Source organism: Asaia bogorensis (genome assembly GCF_900465345.1).
Lineage (GTDB): Bacteria > Pseudomonadota > Alphaproteobacteria > Acetobacterales > Acetobacteraceae > Asaia > Asaia bogorensis_A.
This window is the reverse complement of record NZ_UEGO01000010.1, coordinates 17,860-43,674: the sequence shown is the minus strand read 5'-3', so window position 1 is coordinate 43,674 and position 25,815 is coordinate 17,860. Positions and strand designations below refer to the sequence as shown.

Annotated in this window: 17 protein-coding genes; 5 read left to right on the top strand and 12 right to left on the bottom strand. The window is 60.5% G+C overall.

All coding sequences use genetic code 11. The annotated features are described in order from the left end of the window. Window position 1: 1 nt before the first annotated feature. From ED655_RS03875 to ED655_RS03860, 4 genes are all read right to left on the bottom strand, one after another. On the bottom strand, window positions 2-2,092 hold the full coding sequence (locus ED655_RS03875; RefSeq protein WP_122049076.1) for a Hint domain-containing protein: 2,091 nt from the start codon (window positions 2,090-2,092) through the stop codon (window positions 2-4). Window positions 2,093-2,553: 461 nt separating this feature from the next. Next, window positions 2,554-3,432, bottom strand: coding sequence for an SDR family oxidoreductase (locus tag ED655_RS03870; protein WP_122049075.1), 879 nt, complete (start codon window positions 3,430-3,432; stop codon window positions 2,554-2,556). A 181-nt stretch (window positions 3,433-3,613) separates the two neighbouring features. Continuing rightward, on the bottom strand, window positions 3,614-5,236 hold the full coding sequence (locus tag ED655_RS03865; RefSeq protein WP_122049074.1) for an NAD(P)/FAD-dependent oxidoreductase: 1,623 nt from the start codon (window positions 5,234-5,236) through the stop codon (window positions 3,614-3,616). A 200-nt stretch (window positions 5,237-5,436) separates the two neighbouring features. Beyond that, on the bottom strand, window positions 5,437-7,125 hold the full coding sequence (locus ED655_RS03860) for a M28 family metallopeptidase (protein WP_346773208.1): 1,689 nt from the start codon (window positions 7,123-7,125) through the stop codon (window positions 5,437-5,439). A 738-nt stretch (window positions 7,126-7,863) separates the two neighbouring features. Between ED655_RS03860 and ED655_RS16040 the strand changes: the two genes are divergently transcribed. From ED655_RS16040 to ED655_RS03840, 5 genes are all read left to right on the top strand, one after another. Beyond that, window positions 7,864-8,064, top strand: coding sequence for a hypothetical protein (locus tag ED655_RS16040; RefSeq protein ID WP_408735641.1), 201 nt, complete (start codon window positions 7,864-7,866; stop codon window positions 8,062-8,064). Further along, window positions 8,055-8,942, top strand: a complete 888-nt coding sequence (locus tag ED655_RS03855) for a cation diffusion facilitator family transporter (protein WP_408735640.1) — start codon at window positions 8,055-8,057, stop codon at window positions 8,940-8,942. The genes ED655_RS16040 and ED655_RS03855 overlap by 10 nt, the downstream gene beginning before the upstream one ends. Next, on the top strand, window positions 8,936-9,835 hold the full coding sequence (locus ED655_RS03850; protein ID WP_122049073.1) for a cation diffusion facilitator family transporter: 900 nt from the start codon (window positions 8,936-8,938) through the stop codon (window positions 9,833-9,835). Before ED655_RS03855 ends, ED655_RS03850 begins: the two co-directional genes overlap by 7 nt. 140 nt (window positions 9,836-9,975) lie before the next feature. Beyond that, a complete protein-coding gene (locus ED655_RS03845) occupies window positions 9,976-11,412 on the top strand; it encodes a chloride channel protein (RefSeq protein WP_122049072.1) in 1,437 nt (478 codons plus the stop codon). 119 nt (window positions 11,413-11,531) lie between these two features. Then, window positions 11,532-12,527, top strand: coding sequence for an LLM class flavin-dependent oxidoreductase (locus tag ED655_RS03840; protein ID WP_122049071.1), 996 nt, complete (start codon window positions 11,532-11,534; stop codon window positions 12,525-12,527). Between the two features lie 140 nt (window positions 12,528-12,667). Here the strand turns inward: ED655_RS03840 and ED655_RS03835 are convergent, their stop codons facing one another. From ED655_RS03835 to ED655_RS03800, 8 genes are all read right to left on the bottom strand, one after another. Then, complete coding sequence (locus ED655_RS03835) at window positions 12,668-14,500, bottom strand: glycoside hydrolase family 15 protein (RefSeq protein WP_122049219.1); 1,833 nt, start codon at window positions 14,498-14,500, stop codon at window positions 12,668-12,670. A 111-nt stretch (window positions 14,501-14,611) separates the two neighbouring features. Beyond that, window positions 14,612-16,138 carry a carbohydrate porin gene (locus ED655_RS03830; protein ID WP_122049070.1) on the bottom strand — a complete coding sequence of 509 codons (1,527 nt, stop codon included), beginning with the start codon at window positions 16,136-16,138 and terminating at the stop codon, window positions 14,612-14,614. A 205-nt stretch (window positions 16,139-16,343) separates the two neighbouring features. Continuing rightward, complete coding sequence (locus ED655_RS03825; RefSeq protein WP_205835986.1) at window positions 16,344-18,794, bottom strand: TonB-dependent receptor plug domain-containing protein; 2,451 nt, start codon at window positions 18,792-18,794, stop codon at window positions 16,344-16,346. Window positions 18,795-18,930: 136 nt separating this feature from the next. Next, window positions 18,931-19,569: a histidine phosphatase family protein gene (locus ED655_RS03820; protein ID WP_122049217.1), complete on the bottom strand. Its 639-nt coding sequence runs from the start codon at window positions 19,567-19,569 to the stop codon at window positions 18,931-18,933. 14 nt (window positions 19,570-19,583) lie between these two features. Continuing rightward, window positions 19,584-20,915 (bottom strand): cobyrinic acid a,c-diamide synthase CobB, encoded by a 1,332-nt coding sequence (locus ED655_RS03815; RefSeq protein ID WP_122049069.1) that lies wholly within the window; start codon window positions 20,913-20,915, stop codon window positions 19,584-19,586. Window positions 20,916-21,005: 90 nt separating this feature from the next. Then, the gene (gene cobN, locus ED655_RS03810; RefSeq protein ID WP_122049068.1) at window positions 21,006-24,353 is read right to left on the bottom strand and encodes a cobaltochelatase subunit CobN; all 3,348 of its coding nucleotides are present in this window, start codon (window positions 24,351-24,353) and stop codon (window positions 21,006-21,008) included. A gap of 3 nt (window positions 24,354-24,356) precedes the next feature. Beyond that, complete coding sequence (cobW, locus tag ED655_RS03805) at window positions 24,357-25,370, bottom strand: cobalamin biosynthesis protein CobW (protein ID WP_122049067.1); 1,014 nt, start codon at window positions 25,368-25,370, stop codon at window positions 24,357-24,359. Next, window positions 25,367-25,783, bottom strand: a complete 417-nt coding sequence (locus ED655_RS03800; protein ID WP_122049066.1) for a DUF1636 family protein — start codon at window positions 25,781-25,783, stop codon at window positions 25,367-25,369. The genes cobW and ED655_RS03800 overlap by 4 nt, the downstream gene beginning before the upstream one ends. Window positions 25,784-25,815 lie beyond the last annotated feature (32 nt).

Genomic DNA, 25,815 nt, shown 5'->3' with positions numbered 1-25,815 from the left:
GTCAGGCAGCCCGTGTCTTAGAGATGGTCTGCCTGTCGCAATACGGTCCGGCGGCGACAATGCGTACGCTAAGCAGTGCAGGATCGTCCTGCACGGGCAGGTCGAGCGGCAGAGTCGCGTGACCCAGCGTCCAGCGACAATCCTCACCCCGTGCCCCGTCCCATCCCGGCAGTTCATCCTGATCCAGATGAGTTCGTATGGTATGCGTGCCATTCGGGCGATAGAGCGTGATGTCACTGACCAGCACACCGAGCTCGCGACGATCATCAATGAACGGCCCCAGCGTATCGAATGGTCGTGCATGACGTGAGACCAGACGGACACGCTCTACCCCCGGCGGAAGGGAAAACAGGAACTGATCGCCGGCGCGTCTCCGCTGCTCGATACGCTGCCCACCATCTGTGACAAGATACAGCCCATGATCATGGTCCAGATCGTCTCTTGTCGTGTCCTCACATCCGCAACGTGCCATGATGGCCTTGTATATCGGCTCTACGAAGGCTCGCTCGACACGTAAAGACGCTGCCCCATGAGACGCCCAGCTTCTATAGCGCGTCAGCCCTTTGCCTTCACGGTTGTCCAACGGTGTGACTGTATCGAGATAACTCTCGGTGAGGACGTTATTGGCGCGAATGATACCATGCCGGGCCAGTTCGACATGGTAGTAATCATAGCTCTCATAACCGCGGTCATAACGGATGGACTGTCCATTGACGAGCATACGAACGGGAACAAACCCTCCCTCTAAGTAAAGGCAGTGCTCGGCCGTTACCAGCAGATCCCGATCGGGCGTGTTGCACCCAAGACTATGGGCACCAATCCTGACCGGGAACCCGGCCATATCATCATCACGCAGGTTCCCGACAGTCATGTGATCCTTGCAGATGCGTGACACCGTCTCGATACAGGCCTTATCATTCCGGTAGACCATGATTTCCTGCCCTACCCGAAGGGCTTCGACGGCGCAGGGACCCTGAGGGGTCTCGATCATGGCGCCCGCGAGAAAACAGGTCGTTGCACTGCCACCGTAAATCGAGAGCTGTCCCCCAGACGTCACCACTGGATCAATGATCGTCGCGCCACTGCTGACGACGACAGGTGCACCTGCCGAAATCGTCGGGTTGATGAGTGTTGCCCCATTGAGGGCATAGACCGTATCCGCCGCATAGCCACTATTGAGGAAGATATCATTGACCGAGCTTGCGCCTGCGCTGTAGCGCATCGGATTTGAGTTCAGCAGATTGCCACTCGTGATGCCGCCCCCATTAACATAGACATACCCATTATTGATTTGGGAATTGAGCAGCTTGCCACCGCTGAGAACCGAGACGACAGGCGTCCCTCCCAGAACGAGCAGCCCGGAGACGGTTGCGCCACTCGTGATATAAAGCGTGCCAGCACTCAGGCGAAGAGGGGCCTCAAGAGCCGTGCCTGCGGCATTTTTGTAGATTGTCTTGCCTCCACTCAGCACAGCCGACCAGACACCAGTCACCGTTGTCACCCCGCTCGTGGGCATAACAGGCGCCGAGTTTACTGGCGTACCGACGATTGTACTGATGAAAGCGGAACCGCCCGGCAGAATATTCAGGTTGGAGACAACTGATCCAGCGCTGAACGTGACAACCCCACCCGAGGACACGGTCACACCATTCACGGTTGCGCCCGAGTAGAAATTCAGCGGCCCACCCGTCGATGCGGTGGCGTTGGTAACAATCGACCCTGCACTGAAATTGGCATTATCGGTACCGTAGCCTCCAGCGGCAAAATACTTGTCATCAATCGACTGCGCACCGCTGAAATAATAGGCCGGATCAGAATTGAACGCATTGCCGCTCGTCGTTGCACCCTGAAGAGCCGAAACATAGCCGTTCGTGATTGTCGAACTAAGCAATGTACCACCCGAGGACACAACAATATTGGGAACGTTACCCGAATTGGTAACCCCCGAGGCCGTCGCTCCGCTTGTCACATAAAGCGTAGCGCCACCAGTCAACTGTACCGGACCCTGCTGAACGACAGTGCCACTCTGATAGACGGTGATACCGTCCTTGTTCAGAACTGCAGACCAGATGCCAGTAATATTGGTGGCCATACTCACCTTCTTTCGGCATCCCTGCCGCTCGTGATACGCTCGCTCAGCCTAGGAAACCAGGCGAGGCTCCCGAAAAATACCAGTACCAGCTCCGATAATATGGCGAGCATGCGACTATTTTACAGTAAACACGCAATGTCGACAGATAGGCGGCAGGATTTGCGGTGTGTTGACTACGTTTTAGCAAAATGACGAGTAATGGACAATTATTTTTATATTAATTTTCATGTCAAACCTCTTGCAGTATTAAATTGTAATTCAATGATAATAATATATATCTATATTTGGGGTATTGGATTTTCTGTTTTATTATCCAGTAGTATTTCGATAAATTTGGAATGATCATAGATCAATATACGGATGTTACCACGAAGCCATCACTGTCTGGATAGTAAACTGCCCGATGCGGGGATCACTCCGCACCGGGCGACAGTCATTTCCCTGTCAGGTGATGACTCACCTCAGAGTTGCGGCATGCCACCATGTACCGGCAGCAGAGCACCCGTGGTGTAGCTATTGTTGGGGTCCGCCAGATAGACATAGGCTCCCGCCAGTTCAGCCGGTTGGCCAGGACGCCCCATGGGGGCCTGCGACCCGAAATCCTCATGCTGTTCAGGCGGCATCCCGGTTGCAATGAACGGCGTCCAGATCGGGCCGGGAAGTACCGCGTTTACGCGGATACCCTTCTCGACCAGGCTCCCGGCGAGCCCAACGGTGAAGTTGGCAATCGCCGCCTTGGTCATCGAATAGGGAATGAGAATGGGCATCGGCGTGCGTGTGTTCACCGATGAAGTATTGATAATCGAGGCTCCCGGCTTGAGATGCGGCAGGGCTGCCTTCGTGATATAGAACATCGCATGGATGTTGGTGTCGAAATGGCGACGCCATTCCTCATCCTCGATATCCAGAAAATTCTCTCTTGGATGCTGGAAAGCGGCATTGTTGACCAGAATATCGAGCCCGCCGAAGGCCTCGACCGTCTGGCTCACCAGATGCTCGCAATGGGATTTTTCGCGGATATCGCCGGGCAGGAGCAGGCAACGACGACCGGCCTTCTCCACCGACCGCGCAATATCCTGCGCGTCCTGCTGTTCGGCTTCGAGATAAGACAGGGCGATGTCTGCCCCTTCCTTCGCATAGGCGACAGCCACAGCGCGCCCGATGCCGGAATCACCCCCTGTAATCAGGGCGACGAGACCGCTCAGGCGATTACTGCCCTGATAACTCTCATCACCATAATCGGGCTCGGGCTTCATCCTTGCGGAGACACCCGGAAATTCCTGCGGTTGCACTTCGAAAGGAGGGCGGGGATAACGCGTGCGGGGATCGATAAGGGTCATGATGGCTCAACTTCTCGAAAGATGATGAGCCTGCAACGGCGGCCAAACGACGCGGTTCTGCCTATTTATTATCGCGCTGCCATGCAACTCGTGGGCCGGTCCGCGAGCGCAGCGGAATTACCCCGGCTCAGGCAGAACAGATGTTACCCCTTCGTATGCGCTAATATGCCGCCGCCGAGGCTCAGCCCTCGGCACCGGCCTTAGCGCCCTGATGATCCCCGATCACCCATTCTGCGGCGCGAATGCCATCTATACCTGCCGAAAGAATACCCCCGGCATAGCCTGCGCCCTCACCAGCTGGAAAAAGGCCGACCAGCCCGGGGCTCTGCCCCGTCTCATCACGCGGCATCCGGATGGGCGACGAGGTACGTGTTTCCACCCCGGTCAGCACGGCATCGCCCATCGAGAACCCCTTGAGCTTGCGCTCGAAAGCCGGCAGCGCCTCGCGAATGGCCTCGACCGCAAAATCCGGCAGGCAGAGCGACAGATCAGTTGGTGTCACGCCAGGCTTATAGGAGGGTACGACCTCACCCAGATGGGTCGAGGGGCGGTTGGCCAGAAAATCCTCGACGCGCTGGGCGGGTGCGCGATAATCCCCGCCACCCGCGACAAAGGCAGCCCGTTCCCAGTGGCGCTGGAACGCAACGCCGCCCAGTACATCCCCCGGATAGTCACGCTCGGGCGAGACATCCACCACAATACCGGCATTGGCGTTACGCTCGGCGCGCGAATACTGGCTCATGCCATTTGTCACGACCTGCCCTGGTTCGGAAGTAGCGGCGACAACCGTACCACCGGGGCACATGCAAAAGGAATAAACCGCCCGCCCGTTTTTTGCATGATGCACAAGCTTGTAGTCGGCTGCCCCCAGGAGCGGGTGACCACCCTGATCGCCAAAGCGTGCGCAATCGATCAGCGATTGTGGATGCTCGATACGCACCCCGATGGAGAATGGCTTGGGCACCATGGGCACGCCCGCGTCACGCAGCATCTCGAACGTATCACGCGCGCTGTGACCCACCGCCAGAATGGCGCGGTCAGTATCGAGCATGCTGCCATCGGAAAGAACAAGCCCAGTCAGGCGCCTTGGCTCGCCCTCGGTACGCAGACCATCCACGCGCACGCCAAAACGATATTCACCCCCCAGACGCTCGATCTCGGCACGGATATGCTCCACCATCGAGACCAGCCTGAATGTCCCGATATGAGGTTTGGAAACGTAAAGAATTTCCTCCGGTGCGCCCGCCTTGACGAACTCTTCCATGACCTTGCGGCCCAGATGGCGCGGATCGCTCACGCCGCTATAAAGCTTGCCGTCCGAGAAGGTCCCTGCCCCACCTTCGCCAAACTGCACATTGCTTTCTGGAGTCAGTTCAGAGCGACGCCACAGGGCAAACGTATCCACCGTTCGCTCACGCACGATCTTTCCGCGCTCGATGACGATGGGCTTGAGACCAGCCTGCGCCAGAACCAGCGCCGCCATCACACCGCATGGCCCGGCGCCGATTACCACGGGGCGAAGAGGACCCGGTTCAGCCGAGGGTGCCTTGTAGCGGATCTCTGGTGTCGGCATGACCGAAACCGTGTTTTCATGAGCTGCGAGAACGGCTGCTTCATTCTCGACCACGCAATCAACGCTGTAGATCAGCATGATGCGCCCGCGTTTGCGGGCATCATAGCCACGCCGGGCGATGGTGAACGCTGTCAACGCCTCGGATGGCACACCGAGACGCTGAAGAATGGCCTCGCGCAGGGCATCGTCTGAATGGTCGAGAGGGAGCCTGAGTTCTGTTAGCCGGATCATGTGGGCTGCAAGTCACGAACTGGGCGTGTCTTGTCAAGAAGAATAGCGCGATCTGGCCCGATCTGAAGGACCGCTCCTGAAGGAGCATGCCTCCTCCGCCTAATATTGCCTTATGCCCGCGCCATCGAGGTACATGCCTGCTGCGTTGCTAATAGCCCCATGGCAGGCAGGGCGGAGGCCGTTCCCGGCCTCCATACCCGTCAGAGTGCAGGGCGCTGCGACTCCGTGCGCTCACGGATTGCCTTGAATTCCGAGCCCTGCTTCCAGCTTGGCCACATACGCGAGAAGGCCAGACTTCTGCCAACCTCGTAAAGCGCCGCGGCGTCCTCAGCCGCGCCACGCAGATCCCAGCTGGCGCTCCAGGCGTCGCAGGGCTGATGGTAACAGGCCATATAGCCCTCAAGCCATTTGCGGCCCGCTGGAACACCACCGTTCACGAGGTCCGGATATCCGGCCAGATCCATGATCGGCAGCACCGGCACACCGGCACGGGCAAACGGGAGGTGATCGGCGCGATAGAAGGCCCCGCGTTCAGGCAGGGCTTCGTTGACAGTCACACGTCCCTGCGCGGAAGCGATTGTCGCGAAGTCATCCTGCAGACTGTCCTGCCCGGCCCCTACGAGAAAGGCATTATGTGAAAGACCACCCATCTGCAGCACGTCGATCGTGAAATTTGCAACCGTCTTGGGCAGAGAGATAAGGGGATGCTCGACATACCAGGTGGATCCCAGAAGCCCGCGCTCCTCAGCCGTCCAGGCGCTGAAGAGAATCGTCCGCTCCGGCTGAGGGCCGGATTTGAAAGCACGGGCAATTTCCATCACCGCCGCAATGCCCGAAGCGTCGTCAATGGCGCCGCGCCGTATCAAAGCCTCGCCATTGGGGCCGCGGCTCTTGCCGAACGCATCCCAATGCGCACCGTAAACGATCGTCTCGTCAGGATGAGTGCTGCCCGGAAGCTTGGCCAGAACATTCCGGCTTTGCAGATGCGACGTGGTGACATCCAGCGTCGTGGTCATGGTGACACCCGGCAGGGTGACAGGCGTGAAATCGGCGCGACGTGCCTGCACGCTCAGCTTGTCCAGATCGAGCCCCGCTCGAGCAAACAGGTCATGGGCCGCCTGCCCCTCCAGCCAGCCTTTGACGACCAGCGATTCCGCCTTGCCCTTGCGCTCGAGATCGAAGGCCTCTCCCCCCGCCGCAATGACTGTGCTCCAGGGATAGGAAGCGGCCTCTGTATCATGGATGATCAGCGCGCCAACGGCACCCCTGCGGGCCGCTTCCTCATATTTGTAGGTCCAGCGGCCATAATAGGTCATGGTCCGACCACCGAAGCGGCCCTTCACGGGTTCATCCGCAGCCGCCTTGAAGTCAGGATCGTTGATCAGGATGACCGCAATCTTGCCCTTGAGATCGACATTCTTGAAATCATCCCAGTCGCGGGCCGGTGCAGTGACGCCATACCCGACAAACACGAGCGGCGCGTCCGTAATGCGTATCTGGGACGAAGGTGTCCCGGTAGTCAGATAGATCTGTTCCGATTGATGGAAATCGAGCCCTTCCGCCCCACCGGCCTTGAAATGAATCAGGGAGTCGGGCGCGATCCGCGTATGGATCATCGGGACTTCCTGGGTCCAGCTCCCGTTATCCCCCGCTGGCTCCAGACCAATCGCCTGAAACTGGGAGACGATGTAATTGACCGACCGGATCGCCCCCATCGTGCCAGGTGCACGTCCCTCGAATGGATCTGAGGCGAGCGTACGAATCACATCCGACATGCGGCCGGGCTCCATCGGCGCATAAACCAGCGGTTCAGCCGCACGGGCTGGCATTCCGGCCAGAACCGTTCCGACGATGAGGGCTGCAACGGAAGGGCGTAGCGATCGCATCATATTTTCCTTGCTTTTATGGGACGCGATAACGTCTCGGTCACGCTGATCCGCTGAAAGCGGCACGGTGGTGATAGAGTAATGAGCGGCAATTCCGCTCCGGATCCTGTGTTTTATTCCCACCGGGGAGGACACATCGCCCTTCCGGGAGTGAAGAGATCCGGCTGAAGCCGGACATGGAAACTGTGACGCCGCAGCCCCTTGGCACATCTGCCCGATGAACGACCGGAGCTCGCCGCGCATGATCGGGACTGTCCTTTCGGAAGCCGGAAGACCCGAGGCGCAAACTCGGAAAAGCTGAGAGACCTTCACCAAAATACCCAATAACGTTAAAAGCTCATTAACGGCCAGTAGCCCAACTTGGTGCCACGCATACCACCCCAATAAAGCCGATAATTCAATAACGAAATTGAATGATTTGATGACAAACCCTTTCTGAACGGAATAACCACCCGAATCATTCACTTTCCATTCTATTCCTTTATCAGAAACCGGGCACATACATGTCGTTAAACAATCGATGCATTACAATTTGACTAAGTGTTTCGTAGTAACGATTTTAGAATTACGTTAACTTTTGGGGAAGAATCACCCATATTGTGCGCCGCCCGTCATTTCTCACCCACAGTCCGGCTTCGCCTTGGCGGGTATCGTGTCGATGCCCTATATGATCCCTGACCAGCACAATCCCTGTGGCAATTTCTTTCGAGAGCAATTTCATGGCCGAACACGCCTGCGACCATGCCCACCACCATGATCATGACCCGCATGGACATGACGCGGATACGCATGAACACGGTCATGACGATCACGAAACGCATGGGCATGGGCATGGGCATGGGCATGGGCATGGGCATGGGCATGGGCATGGGCATGGGGGACACCACCATGTTCATGAGCCCGCAAGTTACGGCGGTGCGTTCCTTCTGGGAATGGCACTGAATATTGCCTATATCGTTGCCGAGACCATTTGGGGATTACTGGCTCATTCCCTCTCGCTCCTTTCGGATGCTGGCCATAACCTTTCCGATGTGCTGGGACTTGGGGCCGCATGGCTTGCCCATAGTCTGGCCCGGCGTGCGCCAACTACGCGCTTTACCTATGGGCTCAAGCGCTCCACCATCCTCTCGGCCCTTGGCAATGCGGTACTGCTGCTGCTGGTAACCGGCGGCATTATCTGGGAAGCCATCACGCGGCTTGTCGCACCGGGGGAGGTTGCCGGACGCGTTGTCATGCTGGTGGCTTTCGGGGGGATTCTGGTCAATGGCGCGACAGCCCTGCTTTTCATGCGGGGCGGCAAGGATGACCTCAATCTGCGCGGGGCCTTCCTGCATATGGCCGCCGATGCGCTCATGTCCTTGGCTGTGGTCGTCACAGGTTTCATCATCATGATGACCGGATGGGCCATTCTTGACCCCATCGTGAGCCTGCTGGTCTGTGTGTCCATCATCATCGGTACGTGGTCCCTCCTGCGCGCCTCACTCGATATGGCACTCGATGGCGTGCCCGAGCAGATCCGTCTGGATGAGGTCGAAGCCGGCCTGCTGGCACTGCCCGATATTGAGGGCCTCCATCACCTGCATGTCTGGTCGCTCAGCACGACTGAAACCGCGTTGACCGTTCATCTTGTCAGCAATGCCGACGCCACGAGGCAGGCCGGTATCCTGCGGGAGGCGACCACCATGCTCGCCAAGCGCTTCAGGATCGGCCATGCAACCTTCCAGATTGAGGCCGCCGGGTCGCCTTTTCCCTGTAGCCCTCATGATCACGGGACGACATGCGGCGATAATCCTGCCTGTCAGGGTGCCGTTTCATGCTGAAGCAGCCCGAAAAGATCGTTTTTGGCTGGTTCTCGCTGCTCGTCAGCCTCGTTGCCCTCGGGCTGAAATACGTGGCCTGGCGCGTCAGTGGCAGTTCTGCCCTGCTGTCTGACGCGCTTGAAACGATCATCAATGTTGCTGCCGCTCTGGGGGCTCTGTGGGCACTGAAAGTGGCGCAGCGACCGGCGGATGAGAACCATACCTACGGGCATGACAAGGCCGAATATCTCTCTGCCGTCAGCGAGGCTGTTCTGGTGGTGCTCACCGCCATCGGAATCGCCTGGGTCGCGTGGCAGAGCTGGTGGGCGCCCAACCATGATCTCGCCCCGTGGCGTGGCATCGTCTTCAACGCGCTTGGCGGTGTGGTCAATCTGATCTGGGGGCTGGTTCTGGTGCGTCAGGGCCGCATGCGCCGCTCGCCCGCCCTTACTGCCAATGGCCGCCATGTCATTTCCGATGTCTGGACAACAGTCGTTCTGGTGATTGGTATCACGCTCATCCCGCTCACCGGCTACACGCGTCTCGATGCCATTCTTTCGGCCCTTGTGGCCGTGAACGTCCTGCGCGTCGGATTCGACATGATGAAGCAATCCATCGCCGGTCTGATGGACGAAGCGCCGGACACAGACACGCTCCAGATGATCCGGGCCGTTATTTCGAAACATGCAAGAGGCGCGATCGAGGCCCATGACATCCGTGTACGCACCGCAGGCAGTGTCAGCTTCATCGAATTTCATCTGGTGGTGCCAGGCACCATGACGGTATCGGAATCGCATGATATCTGCGACCGGGTCGAACACGCCTTGCGTCGTCATATCGGCCGCGCCCTTATCCATATTCATGTCGAGCCAGAAGAAAAGGCCAAGCAGACCGGCATCCCGGTGCTGGCCTGAAACGATGAACGGGCGAACCGGAAAAGGCGCCGCCCGTTACGTTTTTTCGTGACAAGAGTTTCTTGACCAGTCGCCTGGGGTGCTGGCAGGAGCGTTCCTCATCGGTCGGGGCTTCCTGACCCTCAGCCAGGCGAGAACCTATGCGCCCCAGCACCGCTTTGCGGCAAAAGAACCGGATTCTGCATCTGCGCCGCTCTGCGCGCCGAACCACCACGCAATGGCGACGCACCCTTACCTACTGGCTGGGCGCCGTTCTGGTCGGCGTCGTGGCTGTCGCTTTCGCGGGTACGGCGGACTGGGCCGCCCGCGCCCGAGGCCGTCTGCTGCACTGGGATCCCTATGTCATGCTGGTGGTCGTACCCGCGGGTCTGGCCCTTTCAACCTGGCTCACCCGTCGCTTTTTTGCAGGTGCGCAAGGCAGTGGTATCCCCCAGACCATCGCCACACTGCATATCGAGAACTTCTCGATCGTTAATCGTGTTCTCTCGCTGCGCATCGCCTTCGCAAAGATCATCCTCACCTGTTTTGGCTTGCTCGTTGGCGCATCCATCGGCCGCGAGGGTCCTACGGTGCAGGTTGGCGCCGCGATCATGCACGGCTTTTCGCGATTGCTTGGCATCTCGAACGTGGCAGCCCGTCGCGGCGCCATTCTTGCTGGCGGTGCCGCAGGTGTTTCGGCTGCCTTCAATACGCCTCTGGCAGGGATTGTTTTTGCCATTGAGGAACTCTCGCACTCCTTCGAGCAGAAAACATCGGGCACCATGCTGACCGGTGTTGTGCTCTCCGGTGTGACGGCCATCGCTCTCGTCGGCAATTACTCGTATTTCGGGCATACGGATGTCGATGTCCCCATTGGCACAGCCTGGATTGCGGTGCTGACCTGCGGCATCGTAGGGGGGATTGCAGGCGGGACATTCTCGGCCCTGCTCATCCGCTTCTCCAAAGGCCTGCCGGGGCGCATCGGGGCGCTGATCAAGGCACGACCGGTTGCCTTCGCGGCGTTGTGCGGTCTGGTTCTGGCGCTTCTCGGGCTGGTATCGCACGGCGCAACCTATGGCACAGGTTATACCCAGGCCCGCGCCATCATCGACGGCTCGGAGCATTATCCGGCATCGTTCTTCGTGCTGAAATTCATCGCGACCGTCGTGTCCTATTGCTCGGGTATTCCGGGCGGCCTCTTTGCCCCTTCCCTGTCCGTTGGTGCCGGAATCGGCGGCTGGATCGCGCAATATCTGCCCCATACAACCGCTGGCGCCGTAGTGCTGCTGGGTACAGTGGCCTATTTCTCTGCCGTAGTGCAGGCCCCGCTGACAGCGACAGTCATTGTCATGGAAATGTGCGACAACCAGCAGGTGACGCTTGCGCTAATGGCCACGTCCTTTCTCGCTTTCGGTGTCTCGCGCATGATCTGCAAGCACGCGCTTTATGGCGCGCTGGCCGACCGCTTCATGGAAGCAGCGCATAGCGCCGCCCCTGCCCCGATCTATACGCGCAGCAGCCCCAACCCCAGCCCTGCCATCGAGACTCTGGTCGAGGAAAGCGACCGGAAGCCAGGCGACAAGCCCCACGAGGCCTGATCCGAGGCCAGAGCCCGTCGGTTACGCGCCCCGCGATTGATCTGATACGCCGCGAGGCTGCGCCCCCGGATCGCTCCGGGGGGCTTTCAGAGGGCCAGACAGCATCCCATATCGGGATCATGACACCGCTCTCAGTACTTGATCTCTCCTTCATTCGCGAAGACGGCACGGTTCGGGAGGCCCTTATGGAGTCCCGCGATCAGGCAGTTCACGCGGAGGCCCTTGGCTTTCATCGCTACTGGGTGGCCGAGCATCACGCCATGCCAGGCATTGCCTCAGCGGCCACGAGCGTTGTGATCGGCCATCTGGCCGCAGCCACGCAGACAATGCGTATTGGGGCGGGGGGCATCATGCTGCCCAACCATGCGCCGCTCGTCATCGCCGAGCAGTTCGGCACGCTTGAGGCGCTTTTTCCCGGACGCATCGATCTGGGGCTTGGCCGGGCACCGGGTTCAGATCAACGCACCATGCGTGCGCTGAGGCGTCATATCGACCACGCCGAACGCTTTCCCGATGATGTGCTCGAGCTCATGGCCTATCTCTCGCCAGCAGGCAGCGCCAATGGTGTGGTGGCCACGCCGGGCGCCGGAGCGAACGTGCCGGTCTGGCTCTTGGGGTCATCGCTGTTCTCGGCGCAGCTTGCTGCGGCGCTGGGGCTGCCTTTCGCCTTTGCATCGCATTTTGCACCGCAGATGATGGAGCAGGCGATCGCGCTTTATCGTCGCGACTTCCAGCCTTCGGCCCATCTGGCCACACCCTATGTCATGCTTGCGGTCAATGTGATTGCCGCCGACACAGCAGAAGAAGCCGATTACCTTGCCACGTCACGGCGCCTGTTCGTGGCAGCCCTGCGTCAGGGCAAACCCGGACGCATCCTGCCCCCTGTCCTGCCAGAAGATCTCCCTTGGTCGCGAGAGGTCAGTGCGCAACTCGATACGATGCAGGGCACCAGCCTGATTGGCACATGTGAGCGGGTCGCTGAGGGTATAGAGCAATTCATGTCCCGCCACGCGCCCGATGAACTGATGATCAGCGCGCCGATCTATGCCCCCGCAGCCCGTCTGCACGCGCTGACACTTGCCCGCAAGGCATGGAGCCTTACGGGGCGCGACTGATTCTCCCCTGCATACGGTCAGTCCGATCTTGCTCCTGCATCAGGCTCGCTGACGAACCGACAGGATGCGAGGCCGTGAAAGTGAGCCGTCCAGCGCCAATCGAAGCGTGAACGACCCATCCGATCGGTGACGTGCCCGCCTCAGGACAAATCGAAAGCCTTCATCCTGTTGCCTGCAAGCGCACAGGCTGCGTGGATGACGCCGAGATGGCTCAGCCCCTGCGGCGTGTTGCCCAGATACATCCCCGTTTCGGGATTGATCATCTCGGCCATGATGCCGGTATTGCTTGGCAGACGTTCGAGGAAATTGGCGTACAGCTTTTCAGCCTCATCTTTCTCGCCCAGGAGATACAGCGCCTCGACCATCCAGCAGCTACAGGCCAGAAAGGCGCCCTCCTCCTCACGCATGCCGGTATAGCGGAACAAAAACGGCCCGTGGCCAAGCTCCTCTCGTATCGCACGCAGGGTCGAGAGCATACGATCGTGCCTGTCCAGACCAAAGGGCACGGCAAGCGCGATTGAGGCGTCCAGACCGTCCGATCCGGGGTAGAATAGATATGCCTTGCGCCTGTCGCACCAGCACTCACGATCGATCCATTCCAGGATACGCTCTTTCTCACGTGCCCAGCGCGGCGCACGGTCCTTCGCCAGATGCCCACGCTCGGCCATCTGGCATGCACGATCCAGCGCCTGCCAGCAGCTGATCTTGGACATGGTGTAGTGCTGGTCCTCGGTCAGCTCCCAGATCCCGGCGTCTTTCTGACGCCAGTGATCGGCGCAGCGATCGGCGAGATCGGCCAGAAGCACGGCGGTCTTCTGGTCGAGCAGATTGCCTCGCGAGACGAACAGCGCCGCCGTCTCGAAGATATCGCCATAAATACCATGCTGATGCTGGCCCGCCGCGCGGTTGCCGCTCACGACAGGCTTGATGCCGCGATAGCCCTCAACCTCGTCATAGACAATCTCGTCATCGACACTCTGCCCCGAGAGGCCATACATCACCATCGGGCCTGATTCGCCGAGGTGATGCACCAGCCAGGCCAGTGCGGCCTTGACCTCGGCCACCGCGCCAAGCCGCAGGAAGGCATTCGCCACATAGGCGGCATCGCGTATCCAGGCGTAACGGTAATCCCAGTTCTTGCCGTCTTTCAGCCGTTCGGGCAGCGAGGTCGTGGCTGCCGCCGCAATAGCCCCGCTCGATGAATAAAGCAGCAGCTTAAGGGCCAGCGCGCTGCGCCGCACCTGCTCACGATAGGGGCCGTCATAATGCAGGGTGTTGTCCCAGCTGCGCCACGCCTCATCGCTGGTCTCGATACGCCCGTCGATCTCCTCGACACTCGGCACGGCAAGAGGCTCGTTTTCGGTCGCGACCAGCGCCACGAGGGCGTGGGTTTTCTCACCCACCACGATCTCGGCCTCGATGGCCTCATCCTCTTCGCGGAGGATGCGCATGTTGGGCGTGTGCACCATATGGGCGAGCACGGACCCCACATGGAAGATATTGCCGTTCTGTGTGGTCTGGATCCAGGGCGCGACAGTGCCACAGCGCGTGCCGAGCCGGAAACGCACGACGAATGTCATGCGCCCCGTCAGCCCCTCAATACGCCGTGCAAATTCGGTCCAGGGCAGACGCCCGGCGAAGGTACTGTTGAGAGATTCAGTAAGTCTGGCCGTGCCCGTTTCGGTTTCGATCAGGGTCTCGAGAACATTGCTGTCCTCACGATAGCGCCGCGTGGCCTTGTAGGCGCCGACAGGGCGTATCTGGAAAAAACCGCCCGCACGATGCAGGAGACGATCGAACATCGGAGGTGAATCGATATTGGGGACGCAGAGCCAGTCCACACTGCCATCGGGCGCCAGCAGCGCCACACAACGGCCGTCGCCGAGGGCTGCATAATCCTCGATTGGCCAGAACCCGTCGAGGGGCCCTGCGGGAGAGAGCTCCCTGGCCAGTGCGGGAAGGTCGTGCGTCATGGGCGCTTCTCTCTCGATCATGCTGAGCTGACAGGCCGTAGCGACGGCCATGCAGTCTCGTCGGGCCATTGCAACAATCGAGAGAGGGGCAAGGTTGCCCCCTGGTATTTTTCAGAAGATTTCTATGTGACTCTTGAAGCCGAGCATGGCCTGATTACGCAGTTGTTTCTGGCCACCCGGATTGAAATAATACTGGAAGTCAGGCGCGAAGGTGACACCGCGCAGCACATGGATCTGGTACATCGCTTCCACCACATACGCGCTGGTCTGTGGGAACAGCGAACCATTGGGCAAAGGCAGGCCCTGCGCCGCGTACAGACGCTGGGAGCGTGTCAGATCGTCCGACACATGAGTCCATGAAAAATTCACACCGACCGCATCGAGCGGGCGCGACTTCCAGAACCCGCGATCGAGCACACCAAACGAAAGCTGATCGGCGCGGGTCTGTGTCTGGGCCTTGTTGAAATAGGCGGCCCCGATCAGGGTCACACCGGCATCAGGGGCCTGACCGGGATGATGATAGACCATCTGGTCAACCAGCCCCCAGGCGGCCCAGGCACCATGCACATCGCGTGGCTTGAGCCCGCTCAGGGCGAAGGGATTGCCGTTGCCGTCGTAGTAATTGTCCTTGTGGTCTGCCGTGTCATAGGCGAAGCCCGCCTTGTAATGGCCCGGCAGGGAATGGTCATGGCCAAAACGCGGCTCCCAGATGAACTCGACCGGCATGGCCTCGCCATCGATCGTCGCGCCATTGAACTTGAAACCCGTGCGCATCTGGGCATTGCCGTAAATGGCCTGTGTCTGGGTGAAATAGACACCGAACTGGAAGATCGTGTTGTCGGTCGGTCTCAGGCGGAAGCGGGCTGCCCAGTTGGCGTCGGGATAAGAGGCATGGGCGGTGTTATCGCTCGACGCTTTCGGATTACCGCAGAACGCATTGTTCATGAAGTTGCAGTAAAGCGGGTTGGCCGAAAAATCTGACAGGAAGGACATGCGCCCCGCTGCGACATCGAAGCGGTCGTTGAACATGGTCTCTTCGCCATAGGCGTAAACAAGGTGGACGAATACGTTACCACCGCCGCCATAGATTTCCTGACTGGGGTTCAGATTGTCCCCGAACATGCGACTGGCGGGAATACCGTAACGCCCGACAATCACGTCATGAGTCGAGAATCCGGTCCAGCCTGCCAGACGCTCCCAGTCGATATCGTTTTCCATCGAATACTGACCGGCATTGCTGGCGCCTTGGCGCAGACCAAGGCCTTTTGTCGGGGCATTGAGCATGCCCGACATCTCATTCGTGTTGTCGAGCAGGATCGCAATGCCACGTTCACGCAGCCAGGCATTGATGCCCAGAGGATTGACGAAAATTGCCTCCGGCTTGGGCAGAGGGGCGACCGTCGTGTCCTTGTGCAACTCCGATAGCGATGTCTGGGTCAGGGCAGAGGGCTGCTGCCCCGCATTGACCGCACCGAGCCCGGCGGGTGCAGGAACGGCGTTCGCTGCCACGGCAGGGCCGGTCTGTGCGGATGCTATGGCCGTTGTCGACTGCTGTGCGTGAGCCACGGGGGTCAGGCAGGAAACGGCAAGGCAGGCGGAAAAGAAGCGCAGGACGGTAGAAGACAATGTCTGGCTCAAGCTCCCTGTGAACAGATGACCGTCTTTTAAGAAAACTGACAGGTTTTTTGGACCCTGAGAGTCGTCATTTTATGCCGGTTTCGTGAGCAGACCACCACTGACGGGGAAAAAACACCGTTAAATCTGATGCAAAGCCCTCATGACAAATCATTGCTGGACCGGCATAGCCGGTCGCAGCAGAGGGGCCGTCGCGTTAATCGCCGATTCAGAGATCGTAATTCACGCGGAAATAGTAGTAGCCGCCGTTAATGCCGAGCTGTGACGTGCTCATGTAATATTGCGGGGCACCCAGATAGCGGTTTCCGTCAGGCACGCGGCTGGGATAGGCCGAGAAGATGTTGTTGCCGCCGATCGTGGCCGTCCAGCGCGGGGTGATGCGGTAGGACACATCCAGATTGGTCGTCCATTTCGGCTTGTTCTGGTACTCCAGAAAATGCGTCGTGCTGAACTGATAAGGGCCCGGCGCATAATAGGTCAGCTGGTTGGTTGTCTGGCCCCAGCGGATCTCGTGCAAGCCGACGATCCACTTGGCGTGTGTCCAGTTGCCACCAAAGATGATCTTGCTGCGCGGATAGGCCGTCGTCAGATAGGCAATCGACGCTGCATTGAGCAGCGGCGCGCCCGTGACGGGGTTGCTCGCCTGATGCGACAGACGCGTGCGGTTGAGGTTGATCGCGGCATCCCAGTCGATACGACCATAGGCGCCGAGCTTCGTCAGATAGGTGACCGTGATATCCAGACCCTGTGTGCGGGTGCTGGCCACATTGGCAAACCAGTTGGCCGTAATCGCACTCTGGTTCCATGTGCTGATATCCGCGGGCAGCGCAAAGCCGTTCATCTGCATGGCGCTGATGGCTGTTGCACCCGAGATATTGCCCCCCGGCATGATCCGGTCGCGCATGTTGATCTGGTAGATATCTGTCGTGACATGCAGATTGCGGATCGGCTCGACGATAAACCCACCCTCGGCATTGGTCGAACGCTCCGGCTTCAGGCCAGACGAGCCATTGGCCAGCGCACCGGGTGAGCCCGCACCGATCAGGCCACGCGCTGCAGTCGGCGAGATATTGAGGGCCGAGTAGTATTTCTGGGCCAGTGTCGGCGCATGAAAGCCATTGCTGATCGTGCCACGCAGCGCGATACGGCGCGTGATGTCATAACGCAGCGAGACCTTGCCGTTCTGGGTGTTGCCTACATCGGTATAGTGCTCGTACCGCCCGGCCAGGTCGAGTTGCAGTCCCTTGGCGAGATAGGTCGAGATATCGAGATAGCCCGCCGCAACATCGCGGCTGTAATTGCCCGCATTGCCCGGATTGGTACCCGCCAGAGCATCGGAGCCATTACCATAGAGCGACCCTGGCGACCCCGTTCCCACGGAATAGCCTTCATAGCGATAGGACGCGCCACCGGCGAAGTTCACGCTATGCGGCCAGCCGCTGAACGTGAATTTGCGGCTGAAATCGAAATCATTCGTCCATTGCTGGTTGTTGAAACCCTGGACATTGAATGAGGTCGGCGTGGCGCCCGTCGCCTTGTTGGTCGAGAGATTGACCGAGTTGATCAGCCCGATATCGTCGTAATCGCGGCCATAGACACTCGACACGTCCCAGTGCCAGCCACGGAAATCACCCTTGATGCCGGCCTTGAGTTCATAGTCGTTTTCGTTGAGCGTCTCGACCGGCGAATAGCCCCAGGGGTAGATCGCCTTGTAGGCGGGATAGGCATTCAGCGATGAGGCCAGACGGTAGTTCTGGTAGGATTGCGCATAGCGATGGGCATAGGTGCCGAGCGCGTAAAGCTGGATGTTGTCCGTCAGATCATAGCCTGCATTGACGGAAACGCTCTCGCGCGTCTGCTCCGGCTGGCTCAGGATATTGTTCTGATACGTGCCGGTGCGGTTATCGGCAGCGCTGCGATAGGTGTGATCCTGATGGACGAAATCCCCGCTGACATGCACGAAGCCGCGCGAGCCCAGACCGGCTCCGCCATCGAGATAGACACCCTGCTGGAAACCGTCGCCCTCTGACGTGATGCCGGTAATGTTCTGGGCGTGAAAACCACGCGCCTGCTTCTTCAGGATGATGTTCACCACCCCTGCCACGGCATCCGATCCGTACTGGGCGGAGGCCCCATCACGCAGCACTTCCACATGGTCGATCGCCGACATCGGGATCATATCGATGTCAGATGCCGTCGAGCCCTGCTGCGGGCCAGGGTTGGAATAGATATTGGCCGTGTTGTGACGGCGCTTGCCATCAACCAGAACAAGCGTCTCGTTAGGGTTCAGGCCACGAAGGCTGATCGTGTCCGTCATCGCACCCGCATCGAAACCGGCGGTCGGGGTGGTGAGCGACGGCAGAAGAAGCGAGAGCGCATCGCGCAGCGTGCCCTGCCCGGTGGCGGCAATCTGCTTGTGCGACACGATATCGAGCGGCGCGATGGAATCACGCGCCTTCTTGCCAATTTCGCGCGTGCCGGTCACCACGATGGCCTCACTGCCACCATCGGCATCGCCAGCGTGAACCGGGGCAGACTGGCGCGTGCGCAGCGCGTTTTTCTTGCCGGCATGGGTGGCCGCCTGTTTGGCCGGGGCCGCCATGCTGCTCGCGGGATCTGCAGAGGCTGTTTGCGCCAGCGCCTCCCCTCCGCAGGACATCAGACACGTCGAGGCAATGAGGAAAAACACCCCCTTGCGCGCAACTGATGGCAGGAGGGTATGGGAGCGTAACAGCATGACAAACCTTACCGTTGATTCAGGATTGCATCACTCCTCATTTGTCTGTTGCAGTTTGTCAACGGATCGGCGGCTTTTGCGCAACAAACTCACCTGTATTGTTGAAAAAATGCAACAGAATTGCTGCACCCTGTGCAGGGGCCGGGTCTGACACCTCGAAAGGGCGGCGTTCTGCCAGCGCCAGCATCACGCGTAACGGGCCACCATGTGTGACAATGCAACAATCCTGAGCCGCTGCCATGCGCTCCTGCCAGAAACCCGTCACACGGTGCGACAGCGCCTGCACGGTTTCGCCCCCACCCGGCGCATAGCCCATCGGATTGGCCGCCCATTCATCCAGCGCATCGCGCGGCACGTCTGACCAGAGACGGTTCTCCCAGGCACCAAAATCCAGCTCGGCCAGACGGGAATCGCTCTCACACGCCATCGGCCTCTGCCCTGCCTGAGCACCCTGTCCGGATACCTTGACCAGCAACTGAGCAGAGAGCGCGCAACGTGATGCGGGCGCATGAAACACCCGGATTTCAGAGGGCAAAGGAGCCCCCGTCGTGCCGGAGGATCGCGCGGTTATTCCGTCGCACCAGATACGTTGCCAACCAGCGACACAGTCCTGCCAACCCGCGGCCAGATCAACGTCCAGCCGCCCGTAACACAGCCCCGCCGCCACCTGCACCGCAGGGTGGCGCGCCAGCAGCATGGAAAAAGCCGGTGTCACCTGTCTGACGACGGTCTGGGACCAGACAGCATGTGAAAGAACGTGCCTGAAACCAGACCACGTCGGCTTCCCGCCTCGCCCAGATCCTGCCCCTCCCCATCACGCAGCGTCACGAAAGCCTCGTCCGAGCCAAGATCCGTGACGCTCGCATAATGAAATTCATGCCCACGCAGCACCTGTCCGGCCGCGCCGAGCACGCCATCATGGCACAGCCGCGCTTCACGATAGCCGAGCACCATCCTGCGGCGTGCGAAGGAGGTCCGATGCGATAACAGCCCCAGCATGGAATGGGTCGTGCCCGATGCATCCTCGAGACCCGCGCCCAGCACCATATACCCGCCGCACTCGCCATGGACCGGTCGTGTCTCCGCAAAACGCGTCATGCCTGCCCTGAAGCGGCTGGCTGCTGCCAGTGCCGCCGCATGCAATTCCGGATACCCACCCGGCAGCCAGCAGCAATCCGCGTGCTCCGGTGGCGCTTCATCGGCTAAGGGCGAAAAGGGCAGGATTTCCGCCCCGGCCTCGCGCCATGTCCGGGCATGATGAGCGTAAAGGAAGGAAAAGGCAGCATCATCAGCCAGAGCGATAACCTGCCCTGGAGACTTGAGCTGGGGGCTGAGTGTAGTCCTGTCCGGCGGGGCAGCCGGGCGATACACCGCAGCCATGTCGAATATGGCGTCAAGATCAAGCTCGGCCTCGGCCTTGTCTGCCAGAGCAACAAAAAAACCAGCCAGATCGCCACGCTCGCGCGCCTGCACCAGACCTAAGTGTCGCTCCGGCAGCACGATACCCCTGTCGCGCCGGAACACGCCCAGCGGGGGATGCCGCAAGGCGGAGCGGCAGAGCCTTTCATGACGGTCCGAAGCGATATTGTTCAGAACGGTACCGGCAATGCGCACATCAGGCATCCATCCAGCCATCCCCTGTGCAATGGCACCCACGGTCTGTCCCTGCCCGCTCGCATCGAGCACCAGCAGAACCGGCATGGCGAAAAGCGAGGCGATATCGGAGGCGGCCCCACGCGCGCCGTCCTCAAGGGGGAGACCATCGAACAGCCCCATGGACGATTCCACGATGACCAGATCCGCCTCTTCCGCCGCCTGAGCCAGCCCTGCGGCCATCTGGCTTCGTGTCATCGCCCAGCTATCGAGATTGGCGCAGGGTGCCCCTGATGCCTCCTGATGAAACGCGGGATCGATATAGTCGGGGCCTGTCTTGAGCGCCCGCACCTTCAGCCCCCTGCGCCGGAAGGCGGCTATGAGCGACAAGGTGAGCGTGGTCTTGCCCGAACCGGAGCGCGGGGCTGCCACCATTAGCATACGGGTCATGGACTCTCCCTCATGATGGATGCGTTCATGAGCATAGCCTTTCTCATCAGAACCGCAGGCGTGCTGAACCGGGGTTGCCCTCTTCGCAGATCAGACAGGCTCATCGTCGCTCGCCAGCACTCTTGCGACGGCATTGCTGCGCGGCCGCCACAGATCGCGATCCAGCAGATCGGCAAAACGATGCTTCATGTCTGATAGCGCCTCCGGGTTATGGGCCTCCAGAAACGCGGCACATTCCTCGTTTTCCAGCAGCGCCGAGAAGGCGAGATCGATCTGTCGGTCCAGCCGTGTGGGCAGGGTCGCCGCCCAGCCCTGAAGCGCTGCGATACCACGCGCCATTTCCGAAGCACCCCGATAGCCATGGCGCATCATGCCCGCAATCCAGCGCGGATTGGCCAGTCTGCCCCGCGTCACACGCGCCACTTCCTGCGCCACATCGCGCAGCCGGGGCGTATCGGGCTGGCTGGTATCGCCATGAAGCAGGATCGGTGAATTCCCAAGGCTGGACGCTGCGGCACCAAGCCCGCCTTCATGCGCTGCCATATCGACGCTTTCGAGCAGATCCGTCTCGGCATGGTCCTGCATGTGCAGCACGACCTCTGCCCGGCCGAGACGACTTGCAAGCTCCGCCCCGGCCCTGACGCCTTCCCGACCGCCGCCATAGCTCCATTGCGACCCTTCAAGATAGCGACGGCCAAGCTCGTCCCTGTCCTTCCAGCCCCCCTGGCTCAGTGACGTCTCAAGTCCTGTGCCATAGGCCCCCGGTGCCGCACCGAATATGCGCGAGCTGTCAGGGTCGAGAATGAGCGGGTTCCACGCCGCGTCTTCGGCACGTGCGGCCACGGCACGTGAGGCTTGATCGAACAGATCGATCAGCCCCGGAAACGCATCGCGAAACAGCCCCGATATACGCAAGGTGACGTCCACACGGGGCCGGTCAAGCACGGTGAGCGGCACGATCTCGAAGCCGCAAAGCCTGCCACTTGTGGCATCCCACCGGGGCTGAACGCCCATGAGCAGAAAAGCCAGCGCCATATCCTCTCCCCCCGTGCGCAGCGTGGCGCTGCCCCACAGATCGAGCACGAGATGACGCAGGTTTTCGCCTTCCTCCTGGATATGCCGTGCCAGCAAAAGCTCGACCGTGCGATGGGCCAGAAGCAGGGCGGCCCGCGTGGGCACCATACGCGGGTCGGTCGTTGTCAGGTTGCGGCCTGTCGGCAGCACATCCAGACGCCCGCGTGTGGGTGCGCCCGAGGGGCCGGGGGGGATAAAACAGCCGTCAAGCGCCGCCAGAAGAGCCAGACGCTCGGCCTCGGGACAGACATCCAAACGCGCCCGTACTGCCTCGGGGGGGACATAGGCTGTTTCGGACAGCATCGCGACCAGCGTATCATGACGGGGCGGCGTACAGCCGAAAACATGCAGGCCATCACGTATCTGGAGGTCCTTGACGTCGCACAGATAGGCATCGAGCCGCGCCAGCGCCTCAGCCTCATCCGCCGGATCATCTCTAGGCGTCCCCAAGCCTACATTGCGCCCGTCGGCCCCTTCCTGGCCCGCAGCGCCTGAATGGCTTTCGGCCAGCACTCCCAGATCGGCAGCCCGGTCGAGAATCTGACGGCGCAGCATGGTGCCGCGTCGCTTGTCCAGCCCGTCTGCCTCGGCATATTCGTCAATCAGGCGTTCGAGGGACTCCATGGCGCTGTCGAGCCCTGCACGCTGCACGGGCGGGGTCATGTGACCGATCATCACCGCACCGAGGCGCCTCTTGGCCGCAGCGGCTTCACCGGGGTTGTTGACAATGAAAGGGTAGATGACCGGTACCCCGTCCAGCAGCACAGCGGGGGCACATTCTGGTGAGAGCGCCACAGCCTTGCCGGGCAACCATTCCAGCGTGCCATGCGTGCCCAGATGTATCATTGCACTGATATCGCCGATGCGACGCAGCCAGAGATAGAAGCCGATATAGGCATGGCAGGGCGCAATATCGGGGTCGTGATACTGCGCCTTGCGGTCAGCCTCCTCACCACGACCGGGCTGGAGGGCGAGAATGAGGGCGCCGACGCGCAAAAAGCGCACACTGACCGGCTGAGAGGGCATCCCCCATGTCGTAATGACTTTTTGCCGGAACAGCTCAGGCAGGGTGTCGAAAGCCGCCCGATAAGCGTCGGCACTCATGATGAGAGTGGGTTCGGCGCGGCACAATCTGTCTGGCAGTTCTGACGCGACGAGAGGTGGCACGTCGTATCCTGCACTGGCCAGCATGGTGGCGATGGCCTCGACACTGGCAAAACTGTCCAGACCCACAGCATGGGCAGCCTGCCCTTCAGCGCCGGGATAATCGGAGAGAACCAGCGCCAGACGCCGCTCGCCCGGGGTTTCGGCTGCCAGACGCAACCAGCCCTGCATCTGGCGCACAATTTGCGCGATACCGGGGGCATAAGCCACGCGCCGGGCTGGCAGGCCGGGCGGTGCCTCATCGCGAAACGATATGGGTGCCCCTGAAAGACGACCGTCAAATTCGGGCAGGACGATCTGCATGGCAAGATCGGACGGTGACAGCCCCCGGGCGGCCTTGCGCCATCCTTCAAGCGTCGTGCCCGGCTGGAGCAGCTGGACGATGGGCACACCCGCTGCCTCAAGGACCGATGCCGCGCCATCATCCCCACGCGAGGCGAAGAACGTGGCATTCAGAATGATGTCGGGGGGCTCGTCCACTAGCCACCGGTCGAGAAAAGGCACGACTTTGGCCGCGCGAAGGGACGAGACATACACCAGATCGACCCCGCATCCGGCGGCTGCGATCGCCTCTGCCAGCGCATCGATCCCATCGAGATCGGCAGAAAGGAGGTGGGCGCGATAGAACACGACCAGAGCCCGACTGGAGACGTCCGTGTTCAGGCGACGGTAAATTCCGGCCTCAGGCAGCTTTTCGGCCTCGGCCCCGTCATCCGCATTTAATCCGGCAATAGCCCCCATAAGGGTGAGCGCACAGCGCAGATTGCGTGTTCCGCCCTCGCGAAACAGGCTGTCGAGCCGGGCCCACTGGGCGGGCGCGATGCTCGAAAGGCTTTCGAGTGCGGTATTCGGCGTGGCCTCGCCGGTGATGAAGGCCAGTGGAATGGCCTTCTCCCGGCAGACGAGCCTGAGTTCATCCACGCCGTAACGCCAGTATTCGGTACCCCCGAGCAAGCGCACCACCACACAACGTGCATGGGCAATCGTCTGCTCCAGATAAAGATCGACCGACAGGGGATGACGCAGGCGCGACAGGGTGGCGACCTGCAAACTGGGGTCTGACGCCCTGTGCACATCGCGCAGGCCCAGCAGGTCACTCTCGGAAAACGACAGCAGGACAAGATCGGCTGGCGCGTGGGCGAGGTCTTCAGCCACGGCCTGCCCATCCAGATCATGTGTTTCCCGAAAGAGAATATGCATGGCTCAGCCTGCGTCGAAGCTGCGCTGCACAGCCTTGGGGTCAAGCCCATGCAAGCCAATCACAACCAGCCTGCCCTCTGGCGCCTCGCCCTGCTCATAGGCATGTCGGATACGTGCGCCCACCGCCTGCACGCCCAGACGAAGGCTCTTGCCTGCCACGCGGGCAAAGCCTTTCATACGCAGCACATCATGCTCACGCGCCACCTTCTCGAGTCTGGCGATAAAGGCTTCGGCACTGGCCTGTTCGGGCAGGCTCAGCACGAAACACGTGAAATCGTCATGCTCATGCTCATCCGCCCCGTCATGATGCGAGGGCCGTGCTGCCAGATCGTCCTCTGCCGCAGCGGCAAGGCCGAGCAGCACAGCCGGATCGACACGCCCTTCACGCGCACGAATCACACGCACCCGACGCTTGCGTGCAGCAAGACCGGCCTCGACCGCCGCGAGGGCGGCGTCATCCAGCAGATCCGTCTTGTTGAGGATGACCAGATCGGCTGAATCCAGCTGATCCTCGTAAACCTCTTCCAGCGGGTTATCATGGTCGAGCGACTCATCTTCCTCGCGCTGTTTCGCCACGGCCTCCGGGTCATCGGCGAAGCGTCCATCGGCCACCGCCGGGGCATCCACCACGGTAATCACGCCATCCACCGTCATGCGCGTGCGCACGCTCGGCCAGCCGAACGCCTTGAGGAGCGGCTTGGGCAAGGCAAGACCCGAAGTCTCGATGACAATGTGATTGGGCGGGGTCGGACGATCGAGTAGGGCTTCCATGGTGGGGATGAAATCATCCGCCACGGTGCAGCACAGGCAGCCATTGGTCAGCTCGACGATATCTTCCTCAGGGCAGTTCGGAATACTGCACCCGCGCAGGGTCTCGCCATCGATGCCCAGAGACCCGAATTCATTGACCACGATCGCGATGCGGCGGCCATCCGATTTCTCGATCAGGTGACGCAGCAGGGTGGTTTTGCCCGCGCCGAGAAAGCCGGTGATAATGGTAACAGGAATCTTGCTCATGACAGTCTTTCAGATGCGGCAGGTTGGGCAGGTGCAGCGGGTTGATGAGATTCGCCCGACGGCGACAACTGGCCAGGAAAACGCCCCAGAATGATATCGCGCAGGCTTTCAGGACGCTTTGAGGGCATGACCGTACCTGAGCGCGAGTGTTCATAGGCCTTGGCATAGACCATCAGATCCTCCGCCAGGTCGGGCCTCAACCCTCCCAGAAGCCACGACCATTTGCCGGGCATGGATAGGGTGGCGGTGCAGCCCCGCTGGCACGCCGCAAGACATTTGACCCCCTCGACACGCACACCGGCGATGGTCGCCTGCTGCAAGAGGGCCTCGTGCAGCGCCTCACCCCCGTCCCTGCAGGTGAGGCAGACATGAATGACGGGAGGCGTATCGCAAGATGTTATCGGTTCGGCCATGAACAATCCCGGACCAGGCCCGCAAAACGGGC